We start from the raw sequence: 20,166 nt of genomic DNA, 5'->3' as shown, positions 1-20,166 counted from the left end.
CAACAGTTCGGCCCTCCGCTGCGCTCCAGGTCCCCTCTTTCCGGCGCCGCTCTGGGGGCCCGGCACGAAGGGGCCTCCTGCCCCTCGCGCCTTGCTCGGCGTCCTGCCTCGCATCCCCCTCCGCGACACCTGCACTCGGCCTCACTGACGGGGCGGGGCGCAAGCCTGGGAATTCGAAGTTCAGAGGTCGTAGCGTGGAAAACCGCGCAGCGTTTTCCACTGCTGGGCACCGACGCCATCAGTGGACAAGGCTTCGCCGTTGTCCACGCTACGGGTTACGGGTTATTCAACCAACACTTTCAGGCTGGCGAATCGCCCCGTTCAGGAGGGCGAACGCCAGTGTCGTGGAGTGGGTCGAGCCGCATGGATGCGGCGAGAGGTCCAGTGGGCCATGGACGGCCCATCTGGACCGACCCCGGAACGGCACTGGCGTGAGCGGACCTGGAGCGAAGCGGAAGGCCGGATGGTCGGGGCAAGCGTTTTTGCTTACTTTTTTCGCGACTGAAAAAAGTGAGTCGCCCGGGTGGGCGAAACAAGAGCCACAAGCAGACCACGATGAACAGCTAGGACACCATTAAGCCAAGGCACTTCGACCGACCTTCGCGATGTTGGGCTTCGCTGTCGCTCAACCCAACCTACGCCCCACTCCCCAAAATTTCCCCTCCCACCCGACCTTTTGCTTAGGGACCTAAGCATCCCTTCGGCGTAGAATCCACATTCTTAGTGTGCTTTCGATAACACCCGCAGAGGTCGTCATGCCCCACCGTATTCGCCACCCCGGTTTCGCCGCCAAGCGCCAGAGCACCGAGCAGGCCGCGCAGTTCATTCGTCACGGCATGACCGTGGGCATGAGCGGCTTCACCGGGGCCGGTTATCCCAAGGCCGTGCCCGGCGCCCTGGCCCAGCGCATCACCGCCAGCCACGGCGCCGGCGAGCCCTTTCGCATCAAGGTGCTGACCGGCGCGTCCACCGCACCGGAGCTGGACGGCGCCCTGGCGCGGGTCGATGGCATCGAGTTGCGGGTGCCCTTCCAGTCCGATCCGGAGCTCCGCAGCCGCATCAACGCCGGTGGCCTGGACTACATGGACATCCACCTGGGCCAGCTGGCGGAAAAGGTCCGCTATGGCTTCTTCGGCAAGATCGACGTGGCCGTGGTGGAGATCGCCGCCATTCGCGAAGACGGGCTGCTGGTGCCCTCCTCCTCGGTGGGCAACAACAAGACCTGGCTGGACATGGCCGATGCGGTGATCCTCGAGGTCAATCGCTGGCAGCCCGACGCCCTGGACGGCATGCACGACATCTACACCGACGGCGCCCTGCCGCCCCACCGCACGCCGATTCCACTGGCGCACCCCGGCGACCGCATCGGCTCGCCCTATCTGGAAGTGCCGCTGGACAAGGTGGTGGCCGTGGTGGAGACCGACGCCCCCGACCGCAACAGTCCGTTCAAGGCGCCGGACGCCGCCTCCCAGGCCATCGCCACGCACCTGCTGGACTTCCTCCGCTTCGAAGTCCGCCAGGGACGCATCCCGGCCAATCTGCTGCCCATCCAGTCGGGGGTCGGCAACATCGCCAACGCCTTCATGCAAGCCCTGGCCGAGAGCGAATTCGAGGGGCTGACCGCCTTCACCGAGGTGATCCAGGACGGCATGCTGGAACTGCTCATCAGCGGCAAGATGGAGCTGGCCTCGGCCACCTCCTTTTCTCTGAGTCCGGCGGGCATCGAGCGCTTCGTCGAACACGCCGAGTCCTTGCGCAAGCGCATCATCCTGCGCCAGCAGGGGGTCAGCAATCACCCGGAACTGGTGCGGCGGCTGGGGTGCATCGCCCTGAACGGCATGCTCGAAGCCGACCTCTATGGCAACGTCAACTCCACCCACCAGATGGGCACGGGGATGATGAACGGCATCGGCGGCTCCGGCGACTTCGCCCGCAACGCCTATCTGTCGGTGTTCATGGCGCCGAGCACCGCCAAGAACGGGCTGATCTCGACCCTGGTGCCCATGGTCAGCCACGTCGACCACACCGAGCACGATGTCTCGGTGATCGTCACCGACCAGGGCTTGGCCGACCTGCGCATGCTCAGCCCCAAGCAGCGTGCCCGGGCCATCCTCGAACACTGCGTGCACCCGAGTTTCCGTCCGGCGCTGGCGGATTACTTCGAGCGCGCCCTGGCCGGCAGCCATGGCAAGCACACCCCGCACCTGCTGCCCGAGGCGCTGGCCTGGCACGAGCGCTATCTGGTCACCGGCAGCATGCTTGGCCCCGCCGCCAAGGAAGCCCACGACTGAAAGGCAAGGCGCCCGAGGCCTCTCGGGCGCCCTTTCGCTCCCTCATCCCTGCCGTCCGTCGCCCATCTGCAACTAATTGTGACTTTTTGCCAGCGCGCTGTGTAAAAAGCTGCCTTGTCGGATTCCCAGCCGACATTCCGGGTGATAAAAGACGTGAAATCTCTGAGCAATGTCCTTGATCTGCAAGGGGCATTGCCGTTCGCGGTTGTTCTAATCCCGCCCCCTTTGAGAGCTACCACCGTGAAGATCTGTCATCAACTTGCCGGCCTGCTGCTGGCTGGCTTGGTCGGGCTGAGTCCGGCCGTCCTGGCCCAGACCCCACCGAAGGTCAAGGCCGCGGCTGCCGCCACCGCCCAGCGCCTGGCCTCGAACCATGCTCTGGTCGTCGACCTCAAGACCAACCAGGTGCTGTTTTCCCAGAATCCCGACCAGGTTGCCCCCATCGCCTCGGTGACCAAGCTGATGACCGCCATGGTGGTGCTCGATGCCAAGCTGCCGTTGGAGCAGACCATCGACATCGACATCAGCGAGAATCCGGCCATGCGCGGCATCTTCTCGCGGGTGCGTCTGGGCAGCCAGCTGACCCGCCGCGACATGCTGCAACTGGCTCTGATGTCCTCGGAAAACCGCGCCGCCACCAGCCTCGCCCACCACTATCCGGGTGGCCAGAGGGCCTTCGTCGCCGCCATGAATGCCAAGGCCCGCGCCCTGGGCATGAAGAACACCCGCTACGCCGAACCCACCGGTCTGTCGCCGCTCAACGTCTCCACCGCGCGTGACCTGGTCACCCTGCTCAAGGCCACCGAGCACTATCCGCTGCTCGGCCAGCTCAGCACCACCCCGGAAAAGACCCAGGCCTTCCACAACCCCAACTATGTGCTGGGCTTTCGCAACACCAACCACCTGGTCTACAACGCCGACTGGAGCGTGCAGCTGACCAAGACCGGCTACACCGACAAGGCCGGTCACTGCCTGGTGATGCGCACCGTGATGGCCGGTCGTCCGGTGGCCTTCGTGGTGATGGACGCCTTTGGCAAGTTCACCCACATGGCCGACGCCACCCGCGTCCGCCGCTGGCTGGAAACCGGCGCGCTGAGCCCTCTGCCCGGCGCACCCAAGGCCGGTCGCAGCACGGTACTGGCGCGGCAGTGACGCCCGCCTGAGCAGGTCCCGAAGCCGCGTCTCGACGCGGCTTTTTCTTGCCCGGCGCCTTTCCGCAGGTCGGATACCGGGCGCCGCGCCTGGCGGGATCGGCGGCGGACGACAATAGTTGTCTCAAGCGCTGGAGACCGCAGTACCGGCACGCCCCCACGCCAAGAGGTGTCCCGATGAAGCCCACCCTGTCGCGTCGCCAAGTCCTCCAGTGCGCCTGCTGCCTGCCGCTGGCCGCCGCCCTGGCACCCCTGGCCCTGCCCGCCCTGGCGGCCCCGACCAAGGCCCACACGACCCTCACCGCCGAGCAGGCCCTGCAACGGCTGATCGACGGCAATCAGGGCTTCATGGACGACCAGCCGCTGCACGGGGAAACCAATCGCGACCGGCGCCTGGCGATCGCCAAGGGCCAGACGCCCTTCTGCGTGCTGGTGTCCTGCTCGGATTCGCGGGTCTCGCCGGAGCTGCTGTTCGGTCGCGGCCTGGGCGAGCTGTTTATCGTGCGCAACGCCGGCAACACCCTGGACACCACCGCCCTGGGCTCTGTGGAATACGCCATCAGCCAGCTGGGGGTGCCGCTGATCGTGGTGATGGGCCACGAGAAGTGCGGCGCGGTGGAGGCCGCGGTGGCGGTGGTGGAGCAGAACGCCCTCTATCCCGGCGCCATCGGCGCCATGATCGAACCCATCCTGCCGGCGGTGCTCAGCGCCCGGGTCGGCAATCCGCCGGATCTGCTGGAAGCGGCGGTGCGCAGCAACGTGCAGCGCACGGTCAGGCGGCTGCGCGCAGCCTCCGAACCAACCCTGCTCGCGCCGCAACAAAAGGGCCAGGTCAAGGTGGTGGGTGCCTACTACACCCTGGAAAACGGCCACGTGGATTTCTTCGACGTCTGAGGCGGGCACCCCCGCCGTCAGCGGCGGTCTAGGGCTGTATCCCCTGCCTGGAACGCCCCATGAGCAAAGATGCGATCGCCCACGAGTACTACGAGACCGTCACCGGCCGCTGCTGGCTGGATGACGTGCGCGAATGGCGCCGCCTGCAGGCCGAAGCCCAGGCCGCCGCCGACCGCTACCTGGCCTGCCCGGAGGATCTCGAAGCACCCGAACGCCTGCGCCTGGAACAGACCTGGCGCGCCAGCAACGAGGAGGCCGGCGCCTTCTGGCAGCGCATGTGGTCGAATCTGGATCGTCAGTGAGGGTGCGCGGCTTCAGGTAGCGCTGGCGAGAAGCGCCAGCAGGCCTTCGGGTACCAGCCGACAGGTGTCGTCGAAGGAATCGAGTGAGCGCCAGGTAGCCACGAAGGCCTCACCATCGCTCTCCTGACCGGGCAGCTCCGCCTGCGCATAACGTTGCCGATCGGCAAATTCGGCGGCGTAGACCAGCACCACCTCATGCCCCGGCCGTCCCGCGTAGCTGAACAGCGATTCCAGGGTGCCCAGCAGCCTGACCTCGGTCAGCTCGGCGCCCAGTTCTTCGCGGATCTCGCGCCGCACCGCCGCCTGGCTGGTTTCACCGAACTCCACGCCACCGCCCAGGGGCCGACAGAAGCGTCGGCCATCATGCGGGTCCTGCGTCTCACGCACCAGGATGCGGTCATCCTGACGCAGGATGCAGAGCGCCAGGACGCGGATCTGACCGCCCATTACACCAGCCCTTCCGCCTTCAACTCGCTCTTGAGATAGGCGTAGTACACCGGCGCCGCCACCAGCCCCGGCAGGCCGAAGGCCGCCTCGAACACCAGCATGGCCACCAGCAATTCCCAGGAACGGGCGCTGATCTGGCCGCCGACGATGCGGGCATTGAGGAAGTATTCCAGCTTGTGGATGGCGATCAGGTAGCCCAGCGCCGCCACCGCGACCCAGATCGACAGCGACAGACCGGCGATGAAGATCAGGGTGTTGGACATCAGGTTGCCGATCACCGGCAGCAGGCCGAGGATGAAGGTGAGGATCACCAGGGTCTTGGCCAGCGGCAGGTGGACGTCGAACAGCGGCAACACGCCGAGCAGGAAGATGCCGGTCAGGGTGGTGTTGAGCAGCGAGATCTTGATCTGGGCGAAGACGATGTTGCGAAAGGCCTGGGCCACCAGGCCGAGACGCACCAGCAGGGCGCCGGACAGCGGCCGCAGGCGCTCGGGATCGGGGGTGGACTGCAGCGCGACGATGGCGCCGAGGATCATGCCGATCAGCACGATGACAAAGGTCCGCGCCGCATCGCGACCGAACAGCTGCAGTTGCGCCACATGGGCGCGCACCCATTCCACCAGCTCCTGCTTCATGCTGTCGGCGTTGGCCGGCAGGTAGGCATCCAGCGACGGCGGCAACTGGGCGCGGGCGCGCTCGGTGAGCACCATGAACTTGTCCAGCAGGCGTCCGGGGTTCTGCACTTCCTGGATGATGAAGCTGGTGAACCAGACAAAGAACAGCGTCAGCAGGCTCACCACCAGGGTGCCGAGCAGGGCCACGGCGAGCCAGCGCGCGCCGCCGCCGGGCAGATGACGCTGCAGGCGCCCGGCCAGGGTGTTGACCAGTTCGTACACCAGCAGGCCGGCCAGCAGGCTGGGCAGGAGCTTGAGCGGGAGAACCAGATAGAGCGCGGTGAAGACGATGATCCAGCTGGCCAAGATGGCCTGGCGTTGCGTGAAGGCGTACATAGATTACCGGCGGCAGAATCCCTGCCCGCAGTCTGCCAGTCCGCCGCCTCGCCGCCCAGCCTGGACAGCGAAGAAAGCCACGGCCTCTGTTACCCGGCGTTACCCGAGCGGGCGCTTTGGCGGCCCTCGCCTCAGCCGACCAGTTCCGCGGCGCAGACCCGGGCGCGGCCCTGGTGCTTGGCGGCATAGAGCTGGGCATCGGCGGCGGTGATCAGGGCGGCCGGATTGACGGCGGTGGGCGGCAGCGCCGTGGCCACCCCCAGACTCAGGGTGACGTAGCCGGTCACCGAGGAATAGCCATGGGGCAGGCGCTGGTCGCGCACCTGCTGCAGCAGTCGCTCGGCGACCTGGGTGGCGCCTTCCAGATCGGTGCCCGGCAGCAGGCAGCCGAATTCCTCGCCGCCATAGCGCGCCAGCAGGTCGTAGGGGCGGAACAGCCCCTGCCCCAGTGCCTGGGCCACCTGGCGCAGGCACTGGTCGCCGGCCAGGTGGCCATAGTGGTCGTTGTAGGCCTTGAAGTGATCGATATCCATGAGAATCAGCGAAAAGGGCGTGCCTTCGCGCTGACTCTGGCGCCAGCCGCGCAGCAAGGCCTCGTCGAACTGGCGGCGATTGGCGACGCCGGTGAGGCCATCGACCAGGGCGATGCTGCGCAGGGCGTCGCGCTGCGCCTTGAGGGTCAGCTGGGTGCGCACCCGGGCGCGGACGATGACCGGATTGATCGGCTTGCTGATGAAATCCACCGCGCCCAGCTCCAGGCCGGTCACCTCTTCGTCGGGGCCCTCCTGGCCGGTGACGAAGATCACCGGGATGGCGGCGGTGGCCGGATCGGCCTGCAACCGGCGCAGGACCTCGTGACCGTCGAGCTGGGGCATCATCACATCGAGCAGGATCAGGTCCGGCTGCTGGGTCAGGGCCAGTTGCAGGGCCTGGGCGCCGCTGGTGGCCATCAGCGTCTCGCAATCCTGGCGAAAGAGTTCGTGGAGGATGCGGATGTTCAGCGGTTGGTCGTCGACGATCAGCAGTTTGGGTTTGCTGCGCCGCCCAGCGGCCTCGGCGGTCGGCGGAGTCATAGGGCTTCCTTCAGGTCAGGCAGGGTGGTGAGCGCCGCCGCGAAGTCGAGGGTCTCGACCTGGGCGCGCAAGAGGTCGTAGCGCACCTGGGCTTCGGCGCGGCAGTGCACGGGCAGCTCGGCGATCAGCGCCAGGGCGTCGAGATTGCCCTGGCTGAGCAACGCTTCGAGTTCGTCGAGTCGGGCGCGCCAGTCGACCGGGGTGTCTCCGTCGGTTGGGCTGTCCGCTTCGGCAGGGGCAGGCACGGCAGGCGGCAGGACCTCGGCCAAGGCGCTGCGCAACTCGGCCAGGGCCTCGTCGAGCAGCTGTCGCAGGGTCGTCAATTCCACCGCCACCTCCAGGGGGACACCCGCGCCGGCCTTGCCGGCGCGTTCGCCCTCGGCGGCGCGCGCGGCCAGGCGCTGGGCACCCATGGTGCCGGCGCTGCCCTTGAGGGAGTGTAGTACCGCCACCGCCGCCTCGCTGTCGGCGGCCTGCCAGGCGTTCGCGAGGCCGTCCAACAGGCTGACGGAATCCTCGGCGAAGCGTTCCAGCAGCGAGCCGAACAACCGGGCATCGCCGCCGAAGCGGCGCAGGACGAGGCTCAGGGGTTCCACCTGGCGATCTTCGACGACCGGCACGGCAGCGGGCGCGGCGCTCACCTCCTGGCCGGTCAGACGCCGCAGACGGGCGACCAGCAATTCCAGGTCGATGGGCTTGCCGATATGGTCGTCCATGCCGGCGGCCAGGCAGGCGTCGCGATCGGTGTGGGAGGCATTGGCGGTCATCGCCAGGATCGGCAGAGTGCGGAAGCGCCCATCGGCGCGGATGCGCCGGGTCGCCTCCAGGCCGTCGATGTCGGGCATCTGCATATCCATGATGACCACGTCCAGCGGCGCGCCGGAAAGCACCCGCTCGACGCCTTCCAGGCCACCTTCGGCCAGTTCCACCTGGGCACCCTGGGCCAGCAGCAGCTCGGCGGCCACCTGACGGTTGAGGGCATTGTCTTCCACCACCAGCAGGCGCAGGCCGGCCAGGCGATGGCTTTCGTCGACCACCGCGGCGGCGTGCACGCCGGCCGGGATCTCCGCGCCCAAGGCGCGCTCCACCACCTCGACGATCTGCGCCGGGGTCACCGGCTTGGTCAGGTAGTCGTCGAAGGGCGCATCGTCGCTCTGCTGGGCCTCGGTAAGGAAGTCGCGGCCGAAGCCGGTGAGCATGATGACCTTGGGGCGGTGGTCGGCCTGCCGCTCGCGCAGCTGCCGGGCCGCCAGCAGGCCATCGCCGTCGGGCATGCGCCAGTCCATCAGCACCGCCTCATAGGGCTGTGCCTGCTGCTGGGCCTGGGCGACCCGCGCCAGGGCGGCGGCGCCGCTGGTGACCAGATCCACCTGCCAGCCGAGGGCCGCCAGGGTCTCCACCAGCACCTCGCCGACCAGGGTGTTGTCGTCGGCCAGCAGTACCCGCCGGCGCACCGGCGCCAGCTGGGCCTCGCCCTGGCTGTCTACCGCCAGGGCGGCATCGAACCAGAAGCGGCTGCCCACGCCCAGTTCGCTTTCCACCTGCAGCTGGCCATCCATCAGCTCCACCAGGCGCTTGCAGATGGCCAGGCCCAGCCCGGTGCCACCAAAGCGCCGGCTGATCGACGCCTCGGCCTGGGTGAAGCCCTGGAACAGCTGTTCCTGCTGGGCCGGACTGATACCGATGCCGGTGTCCTGCACCGAGAATTCCAGGCGCAGCTGACCGTCCACCTGGGATAGCCGACGCACGCTGACCAGCACCTGGCCGGCCTCGGTGAACTTGAGGGCATTGCCGGCCAGGTTGATGAGGATCTGCTGCAGGCGCAGGCTGTCGCCGATCAGCGCGGTGGGCAATCCGGCCTCGAGCTGGTAGTTGATCTCGACGTTCTTCTCGCCGCTGTTGCCGGAGAGCACCACGCCCAGGTTGCGCAGCACCTGCTCCAGGCTGAAGGGATGGACGTCCAGTTGCAGCTTGCCGGCTTCGATCTTGGAGTAGTCCAGCACGTCGTTGAGCAGGCCGAGCAGCGAACGCGCCGCCTGCTGGGCCTTGGTCAGGTAGTCGCCCTGGCGGGCGTCCAGGGCGGTGCGCTGCAGCAGTTGCAGCATGCCCAGCACGGCGTTCATCGGCGTGCGGATCTCGTGGCTCATGTTGGCCAGGAAGGACGACTTGGCCTGGCTGGCCAGGTCGGCGCGGGTGCGTTCCTCGCGCAGCCGGTGTTCCAGCTCCAGCTGTTCGGTGATGTCGCGGTTGATGCCCACCACCCGCAGCACCCGGCCGCGCGGATCCCGTTCGGTGCGGGCGCCGGCGATGATGTGGCGCAGCGAGCCGTCCTGGCGGCGCACGCGGAACACCGGATCGAACACCGCGCGACCGGCCATGGCGGCGCCCAGGCGCTCTTCGGCGCTGGCCAGGTCGTCGGGGTGCACGCGGCAGCGCCAGTCGTTGTAGGTGATGCCGGCGGCGCGCTGGGCATCGGTCCACTCGTAGAGTTCGAACATCCGCTCGTTGCACTGCACCTGGCCGGTGTCGGGGTGCCAGCACCAGATACCCAGCTGGGCGACGTCGGCGGCCATGGTCAGCTGGTCGCGGGTCTGCACGAGCGCCTGGCGCTGGCGACTCTGCTCGGTGATGTCGGCAATGATGGCCACTGCCAGCCGCTCGCCGTCGGTCCACATCACCCCCAGACTCAGGGTGAGGGGGAAGACGCTGCCGTCCGCGCGGCGCCCTTCCATCTCCTGGCCCTGCGGGCCGGCCTGGTCGTCGGGGATTTCCTGCGGGCAGCTGAACAGCGCCTCGTAGCCGGCCAGGTAGCCGGGAATCAACCGGCGGACCGGTTGCCCCACCACCTCGGCGGCGCGATAGCCGAAGATGCGCTCACCAGCCGGGTTGAAGGAGCGCACCAGGCCGGCGCTGTCGACGGTGACGATGGGATTGACCGCGGTGTCCAGGATCGCCCGGGTCAGTGCCAGGCTGGCGGCCAGCTCCTGCTCGGCGGCCTTGCGCTCGGTGACGTCCGAGGCGATGCCCAGGTAACCGCTGACCTGCCCGGCGCCGTCGCGCATGGTGGTCACCACCAGGCTGATATCGCGGTGCTCGCCGTCGCGGCGGACGTAGGTCCACTCGCGCGCCTCGGCGCCGACGCGTTCGGAGCGCTCCACCAGCACGCGGAAGCCGCTGACCGGCGCGCCATACTGGGCGCTCAGGGCCTGGCCCTGGGCTTCCAGCTCCGCGGTCAGGTGGAAGGCGCTGGCGTGCCAGGTGCCGACCACCTCGTCGGCGCGATAGCCGAGCAGCCGCTCGGCGCCTTCGTTGAACAGGGTGATCAGGCCGTCGCGATCGGTGGCGATGACGCCCACCTCGGAGGCCGCGCGCAGCACGTCGCCGAGCAGGCGGTTGGTCTGGCTGAGTTCGGCGGTGCGCTGGGCCACCTGCTCTTCCAGGCGGGCGTTGAGCGCCAGGATCTCGGCCTGGGCGGCCTTCTGCAGCGAGATGTCGCGTACCGTCTTGGAGGCGCCGACCACCCGACCGTCACGGCCACGCATGGGCGAGACGCTGACCAGCACATCGATCAGGTGTCCGTCGCGGTGCTGGCGACGGGTCTCGAAGTGCGGCACCGGCTCGCCGCGGCCGATGCGTTCGAGCACCGACCACTCCTCGTGTTCGAGCTCGGTGGGCACCACCAGGTCGAGCAGCCGCTGGCCCACGGCCTCGCTGGCGGTATAGCCGAACAGCTCTTCCGCCGCGTGGTTCCAGCTCAGTACCACGCCCTGGAGATCCTTGCTGATGATGCCGTCGGAGGAGCTTTCCACCACCGCGGTGAGGTTGGCCTGGTCCTGCTGATACTGGCGGCGGCGCTGACGGGTGGTGAGCAGGGCGAAGGTGAGGCCGGCGGCCAGCAGGCTGACCAGTTTGCCGACCAGGTGCACCAGAGGTATGGAGACCAAGTTGAGACCGGCGACGAAGGCCGGGGTGGCGGTAAAGGCCATCTGCCAGCGCCGCCCATAGACATCACGGGTAGCGATCACCTCCGAAAGTCCTTCGGCCGCCAGCTCACGGGTATCGCCACGGGTATAGAACGGCGTGGGCCTAGCAGGCTCGGTCACGTCGGTCAGGCGGATCAACAGACCCGGAATGTCCAGGCGCAGGCTGCCGAACAGCTCCTCGATGCTCAGGGGCACATAGGACCAGCCCAGGGTGGCGCCCTCGCGTTGCGCCGGGTCCTTGGGTAGCAGGCCGTCACGATAGATCGGCAGCATCAGCAGCAGGCCGCGCTCCGGTGGCTGATAGGCCTGCAACTCCACTGGCCCGGACAGGTGCATGCTGCCGCGTTGCATGGCCAGCACCGCCGTTTCACGGCGGACCGGCTCGGACGCCGCATCCATGCCGACGGCGCGCTGGTTGAGCGCCACCGGCTCGACGTACTGGACGACAAATCTGTCACCGTCGTGGGGCGCGAAGCTGCGAATGGCGAAGTCCGGCCAGCCATCGGCGCGTGCGGCGTGGACGAAGCGCTCCTCCTCGCCGGCGGGAACCCGGCGGATGAAACCTATGCCACGCGCACCGCGAAACTCCTGGTTCAGGTCGTGGGTACGACCATAGTGCTGCAGCAGTTCCCGCGACAGCCCCGCGCCGGCCACCACGATGACGTCACGCATGCCGCTCAGGCTGTACTCATAGACCCGCAGTCGCTCGGCGATCTGCTCGCGCACGTCGGTCGCCGCCGCGTTGAGGGCCGCCTGTACCTGTCGCTCGTTGCGCTCGGTCAGATGGCGCATGGTCAGGCTGGTCAGCAGGACGCCGAACAGAAAGACGCCGAGACTCCAGCGTACGCGAGAGGATTTGCACAGCCTGCTGAACATGGAGCCCCTGGTGGCAAAAGGTGCCACGCCGTTGGTTAGGCGGTGCCAGGAGCGGGAAGCGCGAACGGAACGGGGCCTCCACCAGACCTGGCGGTAACAGCTAGCCCATCGGCGGGAAAAAAGGCTTTCTTGATACCGCGGATCGGCCGCCGGGCTGAAGCGCAGCGGCGGGTGCGTGCAAAGCGGCAGTCCAGAGCAAGTTCACGCGCTAATTAGTTTTACTGTTTCTGACGAGTGGTCGAGGAAAGATCGGCATTCACGCAAGTCTTCCTGACCTTCCGGACAGCAAAAAGGGAGAGCCGACCTGACGTCGACTCTCCCTTTTAGCGGACTTTTCGCGCGAATCAGATGCGGAAGCCACCCACCAGGCGCTGCAGGCGACCGGCCTCGGCTTCCAGGGCGGTACAGGCCGCCAGGGTCGCCTGGAGGTTGTCGACACCCTGCTGGTTCAGCAGATTGATCTCGCTGATGTCCATGTTCAGGGTCTCCACCACCGAGGTCTGCTCCTCGGTCGCGGTGGCTACCGATTGGTTCTGGCCGTCGATCTCGCCGATGCGCTCGGTCACGCTGCCCAGCCGCTCGCCGGCGCTCTTGGCCACCTGCATGCTGTGGGCACTCTGCCGCTGGCTCTCCTGCATCAGGGCCACGGCGTCGCGCGAGCCGCTCTGCAGCTCTTCGATCATCTGCTGGATCTGCTGCGCCGAACTCTGGGTGCGGCTGGCCAGGGAACGTACTTCATCTGCTACCACGGCGAAGCCACGCCCGGCCTCCCCTGCCCGCGCGGCCTCAATGGCGGCGTTGAGCGCCAGCAGGTTGGTCTGCTCGGAGATGCCGCGGATGACTTCGAGGATCTGACCGATGTTGGCGGTCTTGCCGTTGAGCGCCTCGATATGCTCGCAACTGGTGCCGATCTTGGCGGACAGCGCCTGCATGGCGTGCAGGGCTTCGTCCAGCACCTCGCGGCCTTCCTCGCCCTGAGCGCGGGCCGTGCTGGCCTCGCCGGAAGCATGAGCGGCGTTGCGGGCGATCTCCTGGGCGGCGGCGCCCAGTTCGTTGATCGCCGCGGCCACACTGGTGGTGCGCTGGGCCTGCAGATCCGATTGCTGCATGGAGGATTGCGACGACTCCAGCACGCGCCGAGTGCTCTGATTCAGCTCGCCGGTGGTCTGAGCCACATCGCGGATCGAGGTGTGGATGCGCGCCACGAACTTGTTGAAGGCCTCGGCCAGGGCGCCGAATTCGTCACGGGCCTGCACCGGCAGGCGGCGGGTCAGATCGCCCTCGCCTTCGGCGATGTCGTCCATGGCACGGGTCAGGTCATGCAACGGGCGTAGCAGAACGCGGATCAGCAGGCCCAGCAGCAGGATGATGGCGATCACCGCCACCAGGGTGGCGACGATGGCCAGGTTGCGCGCCTGGGTCACCGGGGCATAGGCCTTGGCCTGGTCGATGGACAGGCCCAGGTACCACTTGACCGAGGGCAAGCCATTAACCGGGGTAAAGCTCACCAGGCGCTCGCTGCCATTCTGGGTGACGGCGTGCAGACCGGGCTGTAGGGACGGAGTCTGCTCGGGGAAGACGTCCTTGAGGGTCTTGAGCACCTGCTCGGGATGGCTGCTGACCAGCACCTTGCCGTCACCGTCGACCAGGAAGGCTTCGCCGAGACCGCCGACGTTGAGCGAGGTGATGATTTCCACCAGCGCCGACAGGTTGAGGTCGCCGGCCACCACGCCAGCCAGCTGGCCGTCACGCTGCAGCGGGGTGGCGATGGTCACGCCCAGCTGTCCGGAGGAGGCGAAGATATAGGGCGGGGTCAGCACCGTGGCACCGGCGGCGGTGGCCGCCGCATACCAGGGCCGCTTGCGCGGATCGTAGCCGGCCGGCAGGTTGCGCAGCGGACGGGTGGTATAGGTGCCGTCGACCTCGCCCAGGTAGGTGGAATCGAAGGTGCCGGTGTAGATCTTCTGATCCAGCAGACCGACCAGGCCGTCGGGCGAACGATCGCGCGCCAGGGTCTGGGCTTCGCCTTCGATGAGCTTGACCCGCGCGTCCAGCCAATAGGCGATGTTGCCGGCGGTGACCCGGCCGGTTTCCGCGAGGTTGGCACTCAGGCTCTGGTCGATGGCCTGGCGTTGCAGATAGGCATTGAAACCGGCGGAAGCGGCCAGCGCGGTGGTGATCACCAGCGCCGCGACCAGCAGGATCTTGTGGCTGAATTTCAGGTGTCGCTTCATACAGGTCTGCGTCCGTTGCCAGAGTGGAGCCATGCCGGATTCAGGGCATGGCGGTCACTCGTTATCGGGCACGTACGTTACGACTTGAGCGGAGCGGCACGCTCTTTTCAGCTGGCCCGCGCTAGATCCGGAAGCCACCCACCAGGCGCTGCAGGCGACCGGCTTCGGCTTCCAGGGCGGTACAGGCCGCCAGGGTGGCCTGGAGGTTGTCGACGCCCTGCTGGTTCAGCAGGTTGATCTCGCTGATGTCCATGTTCAGGGTCTCAACCACCGAGGTCTGTTCCTCGGTCGCGGTGGCCACCGACTGGTTCTGGCCGTCGATCTCGCCGATGCGCTCGGTCACGCTGCCCAGGCGCTCGCCGGCGCGCTTGGCCACCTGCATGCTGTGGGCGCTCTGGCGCTGGCTCTCCTGCATCAGGGCCACGGCGTCGCGCGAACCGGTCTGCAGCTCTTCGATCATCTGCTGGATCTGCTGCGCCGAACTCTGGGTGCGGCTGGCCAGGGAGCGTACCTCGTCGGCCACCACGGCAAAGCCGCGACCGGCCTCCCCCGCGCGGGCCGCTTCGATGGCGGCGTTGAGCGCCAGCAGGTTGGTCTGCTCGGAGATACCGCGGATGACCTCGAGGATCTGGCCGATGTTGGCGGCCTTGCCGTTGAGCGCCTCGATATGCTCGCAACTGGTGCCGATCTTGGCGGACAGCGCCTGCATGGCGTGCAGGGCTTCGTCGAGCACCTCGCGGCCTTCCTCGCCCTGGGCGCGCGCCGTGCTGGCCTCGCCGGAGGCATGGGCGGCGTTGCGGGCGATCTCCTGGGCGGCGGCGCCCAATTCGTTGATCGCCGCAGCCACACTGGTGGTGCGCTGGGCCTGGATATCGGACTGTTGCATGGACGACTGCGAGGCTTCCAGCACCCGGCGGGTGCCCTGGTTGAGTTCGCCGGTGCTCTGGGCCACGTCGCGGATCGAGGTGTGGATGCGCGCCACGAAGTGGTTGAAGGCCTCGGCCAGGGCGCCGAATTCGTCGCGGGACTGCACCGGCAGGCGGCGGGTCAGATCGCCCTCGCCTTCGGCGATGTCGTCCATGGCGCGGGTCAGGTCATGCAGCGGGCGCAAGAGGACGCGGATGAGCAAGCCCAGCAGCAGGATGATGGCGACCACCGCCACCAGGGTGGCGACGATGGCCAGGTTGCGCGCCTGGGTCACCGGGGCATAGGCCTTGGTCTGGTCGATGGACAGGGCCAGGTACCACTTGACCGAGGGCAGGCCCGCGACCGGGGTAAAGCTCACCAGCCGCTCGCTGCCGTTCTGCAGGACGTGATGGAAGCCCGGGGCCAGGGTCGGGGTCTGCTCCGGGAAGACCTCCTTGAGCGATTTCAGCACCTGGTCGGCGTGGCTGCTGACCAGGATCTTGCCGTCGCCGTCCACCAGGAAGGCTTCGCCCAGACCGCCGGCGTCCAGCGAGGTGATCATCTTCATCAGGCTGTCCATCACCAGGTCGCCGGCCACCACGCCGATCAGCTTGCCGTTCTGCAGGACCGGCGCGGCGATGGTGATGCACAGAAAGCTCTGCGGCGGCGCGGTCAGGTAGGGCTCGGTGAGGATGGGACCGCCGGCGCTGACCGCGGCCTTGTACCAGTCGCGCTGCCGGGCATCGTAGCCGGCCTCCATGGGGGTATGGGGGCGGTCGGTAAAGGTGCCGTCGACCTCACCCAGGTAGGTGGAGTCGAAGTTGCTCGTGTAGAGCTTCTCTTCCAGCAGGCCCACCACGTTGGCCGGGCTGCTGTCGCGGCTGAGCGCCTGGGCCTGGCTGTCGATCAGCTTGACCCGCGCGTCCAGCCAGTAGGCGATGTTGCCGGCGGTGATGCGGCCGATCTCGCCCAGCGAGGCTTCGAGACTCTGGGTGATGGCCTGGCGCTGCAGATAGGCGTTGAAGCTGGCGAAGCCGGCCAGGGCCAGCGTCACCACCAGGGCGGCCGCCAGCAGGATCTTGTGGCTGAATTGGAGCGAGCGTTTCATGGATACCACGCGGAAGGCTGGAGAGTGGGCGGCCGCCCTCCCTGCAACTACTTATTGCGATAGGCATCGAGAGGGCGAACCGACCGGGGGACGATCGATGTCGCACTATTACGCTCAAATCTGACTTTTAGCCGGATACAACCGATAAACGTTCTCACATCGCCGATGTCTGGCCGGCCGGGCTAGAGCAGGCTGAATCCCTTCAGCAGGAGCAGGCCGAGGTTGGTGGTCAGCATCCCGCCCAGGGTACTGAGCACCACGATGGTCGCCGCCAGCTGGGCATTGCTGCCGGCGGCACGGGCCATGACGAAACTCGACGCCGCCGTCGGGCACCCCAGGTAGAGAAAGAGGATGCCCAGCGCCGGCCCCTGGATGCCCAGCGCCAGGGCGCCCAGCACCCCCAGCAGCGGAATCCAGACGATCTTCCACAGGCTGGCGCCCACCGCCAGGCCGCTGCTCTCGCGCAATGAGGCCAGCGACAGGGTGGCGCCGATGCACATCAGCGCCAGCGGCAGGGTGAGCCCGGCGAAATAGCGCGCCGAGGTGTCCAGCCAGCGCGGCAGCTGCCATTGGAAATAGGCGAAGGGAATCGCCAGCAGGATGCCGATGATCAGTGGATTGCCGAGGATGCTGCGCAGCAGGGTGCGCCAGTTGGCCTCCAGGTGCGGACTGTAGAGCGCCAGCACGATGGCCGAGAGCACGTTGTAGAAGAGGATGACCATGCCGGCCATGATCCCGCCCACCGACAGCCCATAGTCGCCGTACTGGGTCGCCGCCAGGGCCAAGCCGACGATGCCGCAGTTGCCGCGAAAGGCGCCCTGCACGTAGACCCCGCGATCGGCATGGGGGCAGCGCCAGATCGCCCAGCCCCAGGCGGCCAGGAAACTCGCCACCGTGGCCAGGGCGAAGTAGCCCAGCAGCAGCGGCTGCAGCGCCTCGCCGAGATCGGCCTTGAGGATGCCGAGAAACAGCAGGGTCGGCATGGTGGCGCGAAACACCAGGGCCGAGGCGGTGTTGATGAAGGGGGTGTCGATCCAGCCCAGCCGCTTGAGCACGCAGCCCAGCAGCACCAGGGCGAAGACCGGGGCGGTGACGTCGAAGGTCGCCTGGACCAGGGCAAGCGCAGCGGACATGGCGGAAGGCATCGCGGGAACGGCTCGCGATGGTAGCAGGCACGGCGCGCCACGGGGCCCTTCCTTCCGTCATCGCGAAGTGACATCAGTCAATGCTTAGCTTACTATCTACCCGCCCGATTCAGACGACGCCCCCGATCCATCCCCCGCTTCGCCTCAGCGCGACCGCTCTAGCTTCCTGCCAGGGAAGCCGGCGAAGGGGTGGAACAATAAGATAGACAACAGGTTCAGACGTAGCAGACGACAGATCCGCATGCGGTTCCGATTTGCGATGTCGTCGATCGAGTCGAAGTCTCTTTTCACGATTGCATTGCGAGCGCTGCCATGACTGTCACTTCCAACGCGAGACCGGGAGGCCTGCCTGCCAGGTTACTCGGCATCCTGTTCATCCTCCTGGGCCTGGCCCTCTTGGGGCTGGGCATCAAACTGGCCACCCTCGGGGGCTCCCTATACTACCTCGGCGGCGGCGTGCTGCTCGCCCTGAGTGGTTACCTGCTGTGCATCCGGCGGGCCAGCGGGGTCTGGGTCTATGCCTTCTTCCTGGTGGTCTCCACCGCCTGGGCCGTTCTGGAAGTCCAGTTCGACTGGTGGCAGCTGGTGCCGCGCCTGGCGCTCTGGTTCGTCCTCGGCCTGGTGCTGCTGATCCCGGTGTTCCGCCGTCCGCTGGACAGCCGCAGCGGCGGCCTGCCGCTGGTCGGCTCCCTGGTGATCGCCGCGGTCGTCGCCCTGGTCGCCCAGTTCGTCAACTACAACCGTCTGGACGGTGACCTGGGCCGCGACACCGCCGGCACCCAGAGCGCCGCGCCGACCGCCGCCGATGGCGACTGGCCCTCCTATGGCCGCACCGCCTTCGGTGATCGCTACTCGCCGCTCAAGCAGATCGACGTCAACAACGTGAAGGATCTGCAACCGGCCTGGACCTTCCGGACCGGCGACATCCCCGGCCCGAACGATCCCCAGGAGACCACTGCGGAAAACACCCCGCTCAAGGTCAACGGCATGCTCTATGTCTGCACGCCGCACAGCCAGGTGATCGCCGTGGATCCCGACAGCGGCAAGGAAATCTGGCGCTTCGATCCCAAGTTGAGCACCCAGCACGCCGACAGCTTCAAGGGCTGGGCGCACATGACCTGCCGCGGCGTGGCCTACCACGACGACGCCACCTATGCCGGCACCACCACCGCGGGCCAGAGCCCGGCCACCGGCAGTGCCGTCCCGGTCGACGAGCAGAGCACCCCGGCCGCCAGCAGCTGCCCGCGCCGCCTGTTCCTGCCCACCGCCGACACCCGCCTGATCGCCATCAACGCCGACACCGGCAAGGTGTGCAGCGACTTCGGCGACAACGGCCAGGTCGACCTGACCGCCAACATGGGCAGCTTCACGCCCGGCGGCTACTACTCCACCTCGCCGCCGGCGGTGACCCGCAACCTGGTGATCATCGGTGGCCACGTCACCGACAACGTCTCCACCGACGAGCCGTCCGGCGTGATCCGCGCCTACGACGTGCACACCGGCAAGCTGGTGTGGAACTGGGACAGCGGCAATCCGGACGCCACCGCGCCCATCGCCGCCGACGGCATCTACACCCGCAACTCGCCCAACATGTGGTCGATGATGGCCGTCGACGAAAAGGTCGGCATGGTCTATCTGCCCATGGGCAACCAGATGCCCGACCAGTGGGGCGGTAACCGTACCCCGGCCTCCGAGAAGTACAGCGCCGGCGTGGTCGCCCTCGACATCGCCACCGGTAAGGTGCGCTGGAACTACCAGTTCACCCACCATGACCTCTGGGACATGGACGTGGGCGGTCAGCCGACCCTGGTGGACATCAAGACCGAAGGCGGCGTGAAACCCGCGCTGATGGCCTCGACCAAGCAGGGCAGCATCTATGTGCTGGACCGCACCAACGGTCAGCCCATCTACCCAATCACCGAAACCCCGGTGCCCCAGGGCGCGGTGGAAGGCGACCATACCTCGCCGACCCAGCCGGTCTCCTCGATCAACCTGGCCGCGCCGACCCTCAAGGAAAGCGACATGTGGGGCGGTACGCCCTTCGACCAGGCGCTGTGCCGCATCGCCTTCCGCGAGCACCGCTACGAGGGCATCTACACCCCGCCGTCCACCCAGGGCTCGATCGTCTACCCGGGTAACTTCGGCGTGTTCGACTGGGGCGGCATCTCGGTCGATCCGGTGCGCCAGATCGCCTTCCTCAACCCCAGCTACATGGCCTTCACCTCCAAGCTGGTACCGCGTGAAGAGATCGCCAACCAGCCGGCGCGCAAGAGCGAGACCGAGGGCATCCAGCCCAACAAGGGCGCGCCCTACGGCGTGATCCTGTCGGCCTTCCTGTCGCCGCTGGGCCTGCCTTGCCAGGCACCCGCCTGGGGCTATGTGGCAGGTCTCGACCTGACCACCGGCAAGCTGGTCTACAAGCACAAGAACGGCACCGTGCGCGACAACTCGCCGGTGCCGCTGCCCCTGCCCATGGGCGTGCCCAGCCTGGGCGGCACCGTCACCACCGCCGGTGGCGTGGCCTTCCTGAGCGGCACCCTGGACCAGTACCTGCGCGCCTATGACGTGAAAAACGGCAAGGAACTGTGGAAAGGCCGCCTGCCGGCCGGTGGCCAGACCACCCCCATGACCTACACCGGCAAGGACGGTCGCCAGTACGTGCTGGTCTATGCCGGCGGCCATGGCTCGCTGGGCACCAAGCAGGGCGACTACGTGATGGCCTTCGCCCTGCCCGAGAAGAAGTAAG

General features: G+C 67.4%; 12 protein-coding genes and 2 pseudogenes. 5 read left to right on the top strand and 9 right to left on the bottom strand.

From position 1 onward, the window contains the following. The first annotated feature begins 755 nt into the window (after positions 1–755). From scpC to CFE50_RS02395, 4 genes are all read left to right on the top strand, one after another. Positions 756–2,291 (top strand): succinyl-CoA:acetate CoA-transferase ScpC, encoded by a 1,536-nt coding sequence (gene scpC / locus CFE50_RS02410; RefSeq protein WP_286730698.1) that lies wholly within the window; start codon positions 756–758, stop codon positions 2,289–2,291. 240 nt (positions 2,292–2,531) lie between these two features. Then, complete coding sequence (pbpG, locus tag CFE50_RS02405; protein WP_502694665.1) at positions 2,532–3,443, top strand: D-alanyl-D-alanine endopeptidase; 912 nt, start codon at positions 2,532–2,534, stop codon at positions 3,441–3,443. 176 nt (positions 3,444–3,619) lie between these two features. After that, positions 3,620–4,336, top strand: a complete 717-nt coding sequence (locus CFE50_RS02400) for a carbonic anhydrase (protein ID WP_027598772.1) — start codon at positions 3,620–3,622, stop codon at positions 4,334–4,336. A gap of 59 nt (positions 4,337–4,395) precedes the next feature. Further along, complete coding sequence (locus CFE50_RS02395) at positions 4,396–4,638, top strand: hypothetical protein (RefSeq protein ID WP_027598773.1); 243 nt, start codon at positions 4,396–4,398, stop codon at positions 4,636–4,638. A 12-nt stretch (positions 4,639–4,650) separates the two neighbouring features. On the opposite strand, the gene CFE50_RS02390 is transcribed toward CFE50_RS02395, so the two are convergent. From CFE50_RS02390 to CFE50_RS02360, 9 genes and pseudogenes are all read right to left on the bottom strand, one after another. Continuing rightward, positions 4,651–5,085 carry an NUDIX hydrolase gene (locus CFE50_RS02390; protein WP_286730692.1) on the bottom strand — a complete coding sequence of 145 codons (435 nt, stop codon included), beginning with the start codon at positions 5,083–5,085 and terminating at the stop codon, positions 4,651–4,653. Continuing rightward, positions 5,085–6,095 (bottom strand): AI-2E family transporter, encoded by a 1,011-nt coding sequence (locus tag CFE50_RS02385; protein ID WP_286730691.1) that lies wholly within the window; start codon positions 6,093–6,095, stop codon positions 5,085–5,087. Before CFE50_RS02385 ends, CFE50_RS02390 begins: the two co-directional genes overlap by 1 nt. A 131-nt stretch (positions 6,096–6,226) precedes the next feature. Then, complete coding sequence (locus CFE50_RS02380; protein ID WP_286730688.1) at positions 6,227–7,168, bottom strand: diguanylate cyclase domain-containing protein; 942 nt, start codon at positions 7,166–7,168, stop codon at positions 6,227–6,229. Further along, on the bottom strand, positions 7,165–12,027 hold the full coding sequence (locus CFE50_RS02375; RefSeq protein WP_286730685.1) for a PAS domain S-box protein: 4,863 nt from the start codon (positions 12,025–12,027) through the stop codon (positions 7,165–7,167). The genes CFE50_RS02380 and CFE50_RS02375 overlap by 4 nt, the downstream gene beginning before the upstream one ends. A gap of 344 nt (positions 12,028–12,371) precedes the next feature. After that, entirely contained in the window at positions 12,372–13,136 is a 765-nt protein-coding gene (locus CFE50_RS22715; RefSeq protein ID WP_430695102.1) for a methyl-accepting chemotaxis protein, read from the bottom strand. Positions 13,137–13,229: 93 nt separating this feature from the next. After that, positions 13,230–14,261: pseudogene (locus CFE50_RS22710) on the bottom strand (HAMP domain-containing protein); the annotation flags it as partial. Positions 14,262–14,382: 121 nt separating this feature from the next. Continuing rightward, positions 14,383–15,147, bottom strand: coding sequence for a methyl-accepting chemotaxis protein (locus CFE50_RS22705; protein WP_430695103.1), 765 nt, complete (start codon positions 15,145–15,147; stop codon positions 14,383–14,385). A gap of 93 nt (positions 15,148–15,240) precedes the next feature. Then, positions 15,241–16,275: pseudogene (locus CFE50_RS22700) on the bottom strand (HAMP domain-containing protein); the annotation flags it as partial. Between the two features lie 182 nt (positions 16,276–16,457). Continuing rightward, positions 16,458–17,408, bottom strand: coding sequence for an AEC family transporter (locus CFE50_RS02360; protein WP_286730681.1), 951 nt, complete (start codon positions 17,406–17,408; stop codon positions 16,458–16,460). Positions 17,409–17,732: 324 nt separating this feature from the next. On the opposite strand from CFE50_RS02360, the gene CFE50_RS02355 reads away from it, so the two are divergent. Continuing rightward, positions 17,733–20,165, top strand: coding sequence for a glucose/quinate/shikimate family membrane-bound PQQ-dependent dehydrogenase (locus CFE50_RS02355; RefSeq protein WP_286730679.1), 2,433 nt, complete (start codon positions 17,733–17,735; stop codon positions 20,163–20,165). Position 20,166: the final 1 nt, after the last annotated feature.

The organism is Pseudomonas sp. PGPPP4 (assembly GCF_002256045.1).
In the GTDB taxonomy this organism is placed as follows: domain Bacteria; phylum Pseudomonadota; class Gammaproteobacteria; order Pseudomonadales; family Pseudomonadaceae; genus Chryseomonas; species Chryseomonas oryzihabitans.
The sequence above is the reverse complement of the archived record's forward strand: the minus strand, read 5'-3'. Positions and strand labels throughout refer to the sequence as shown.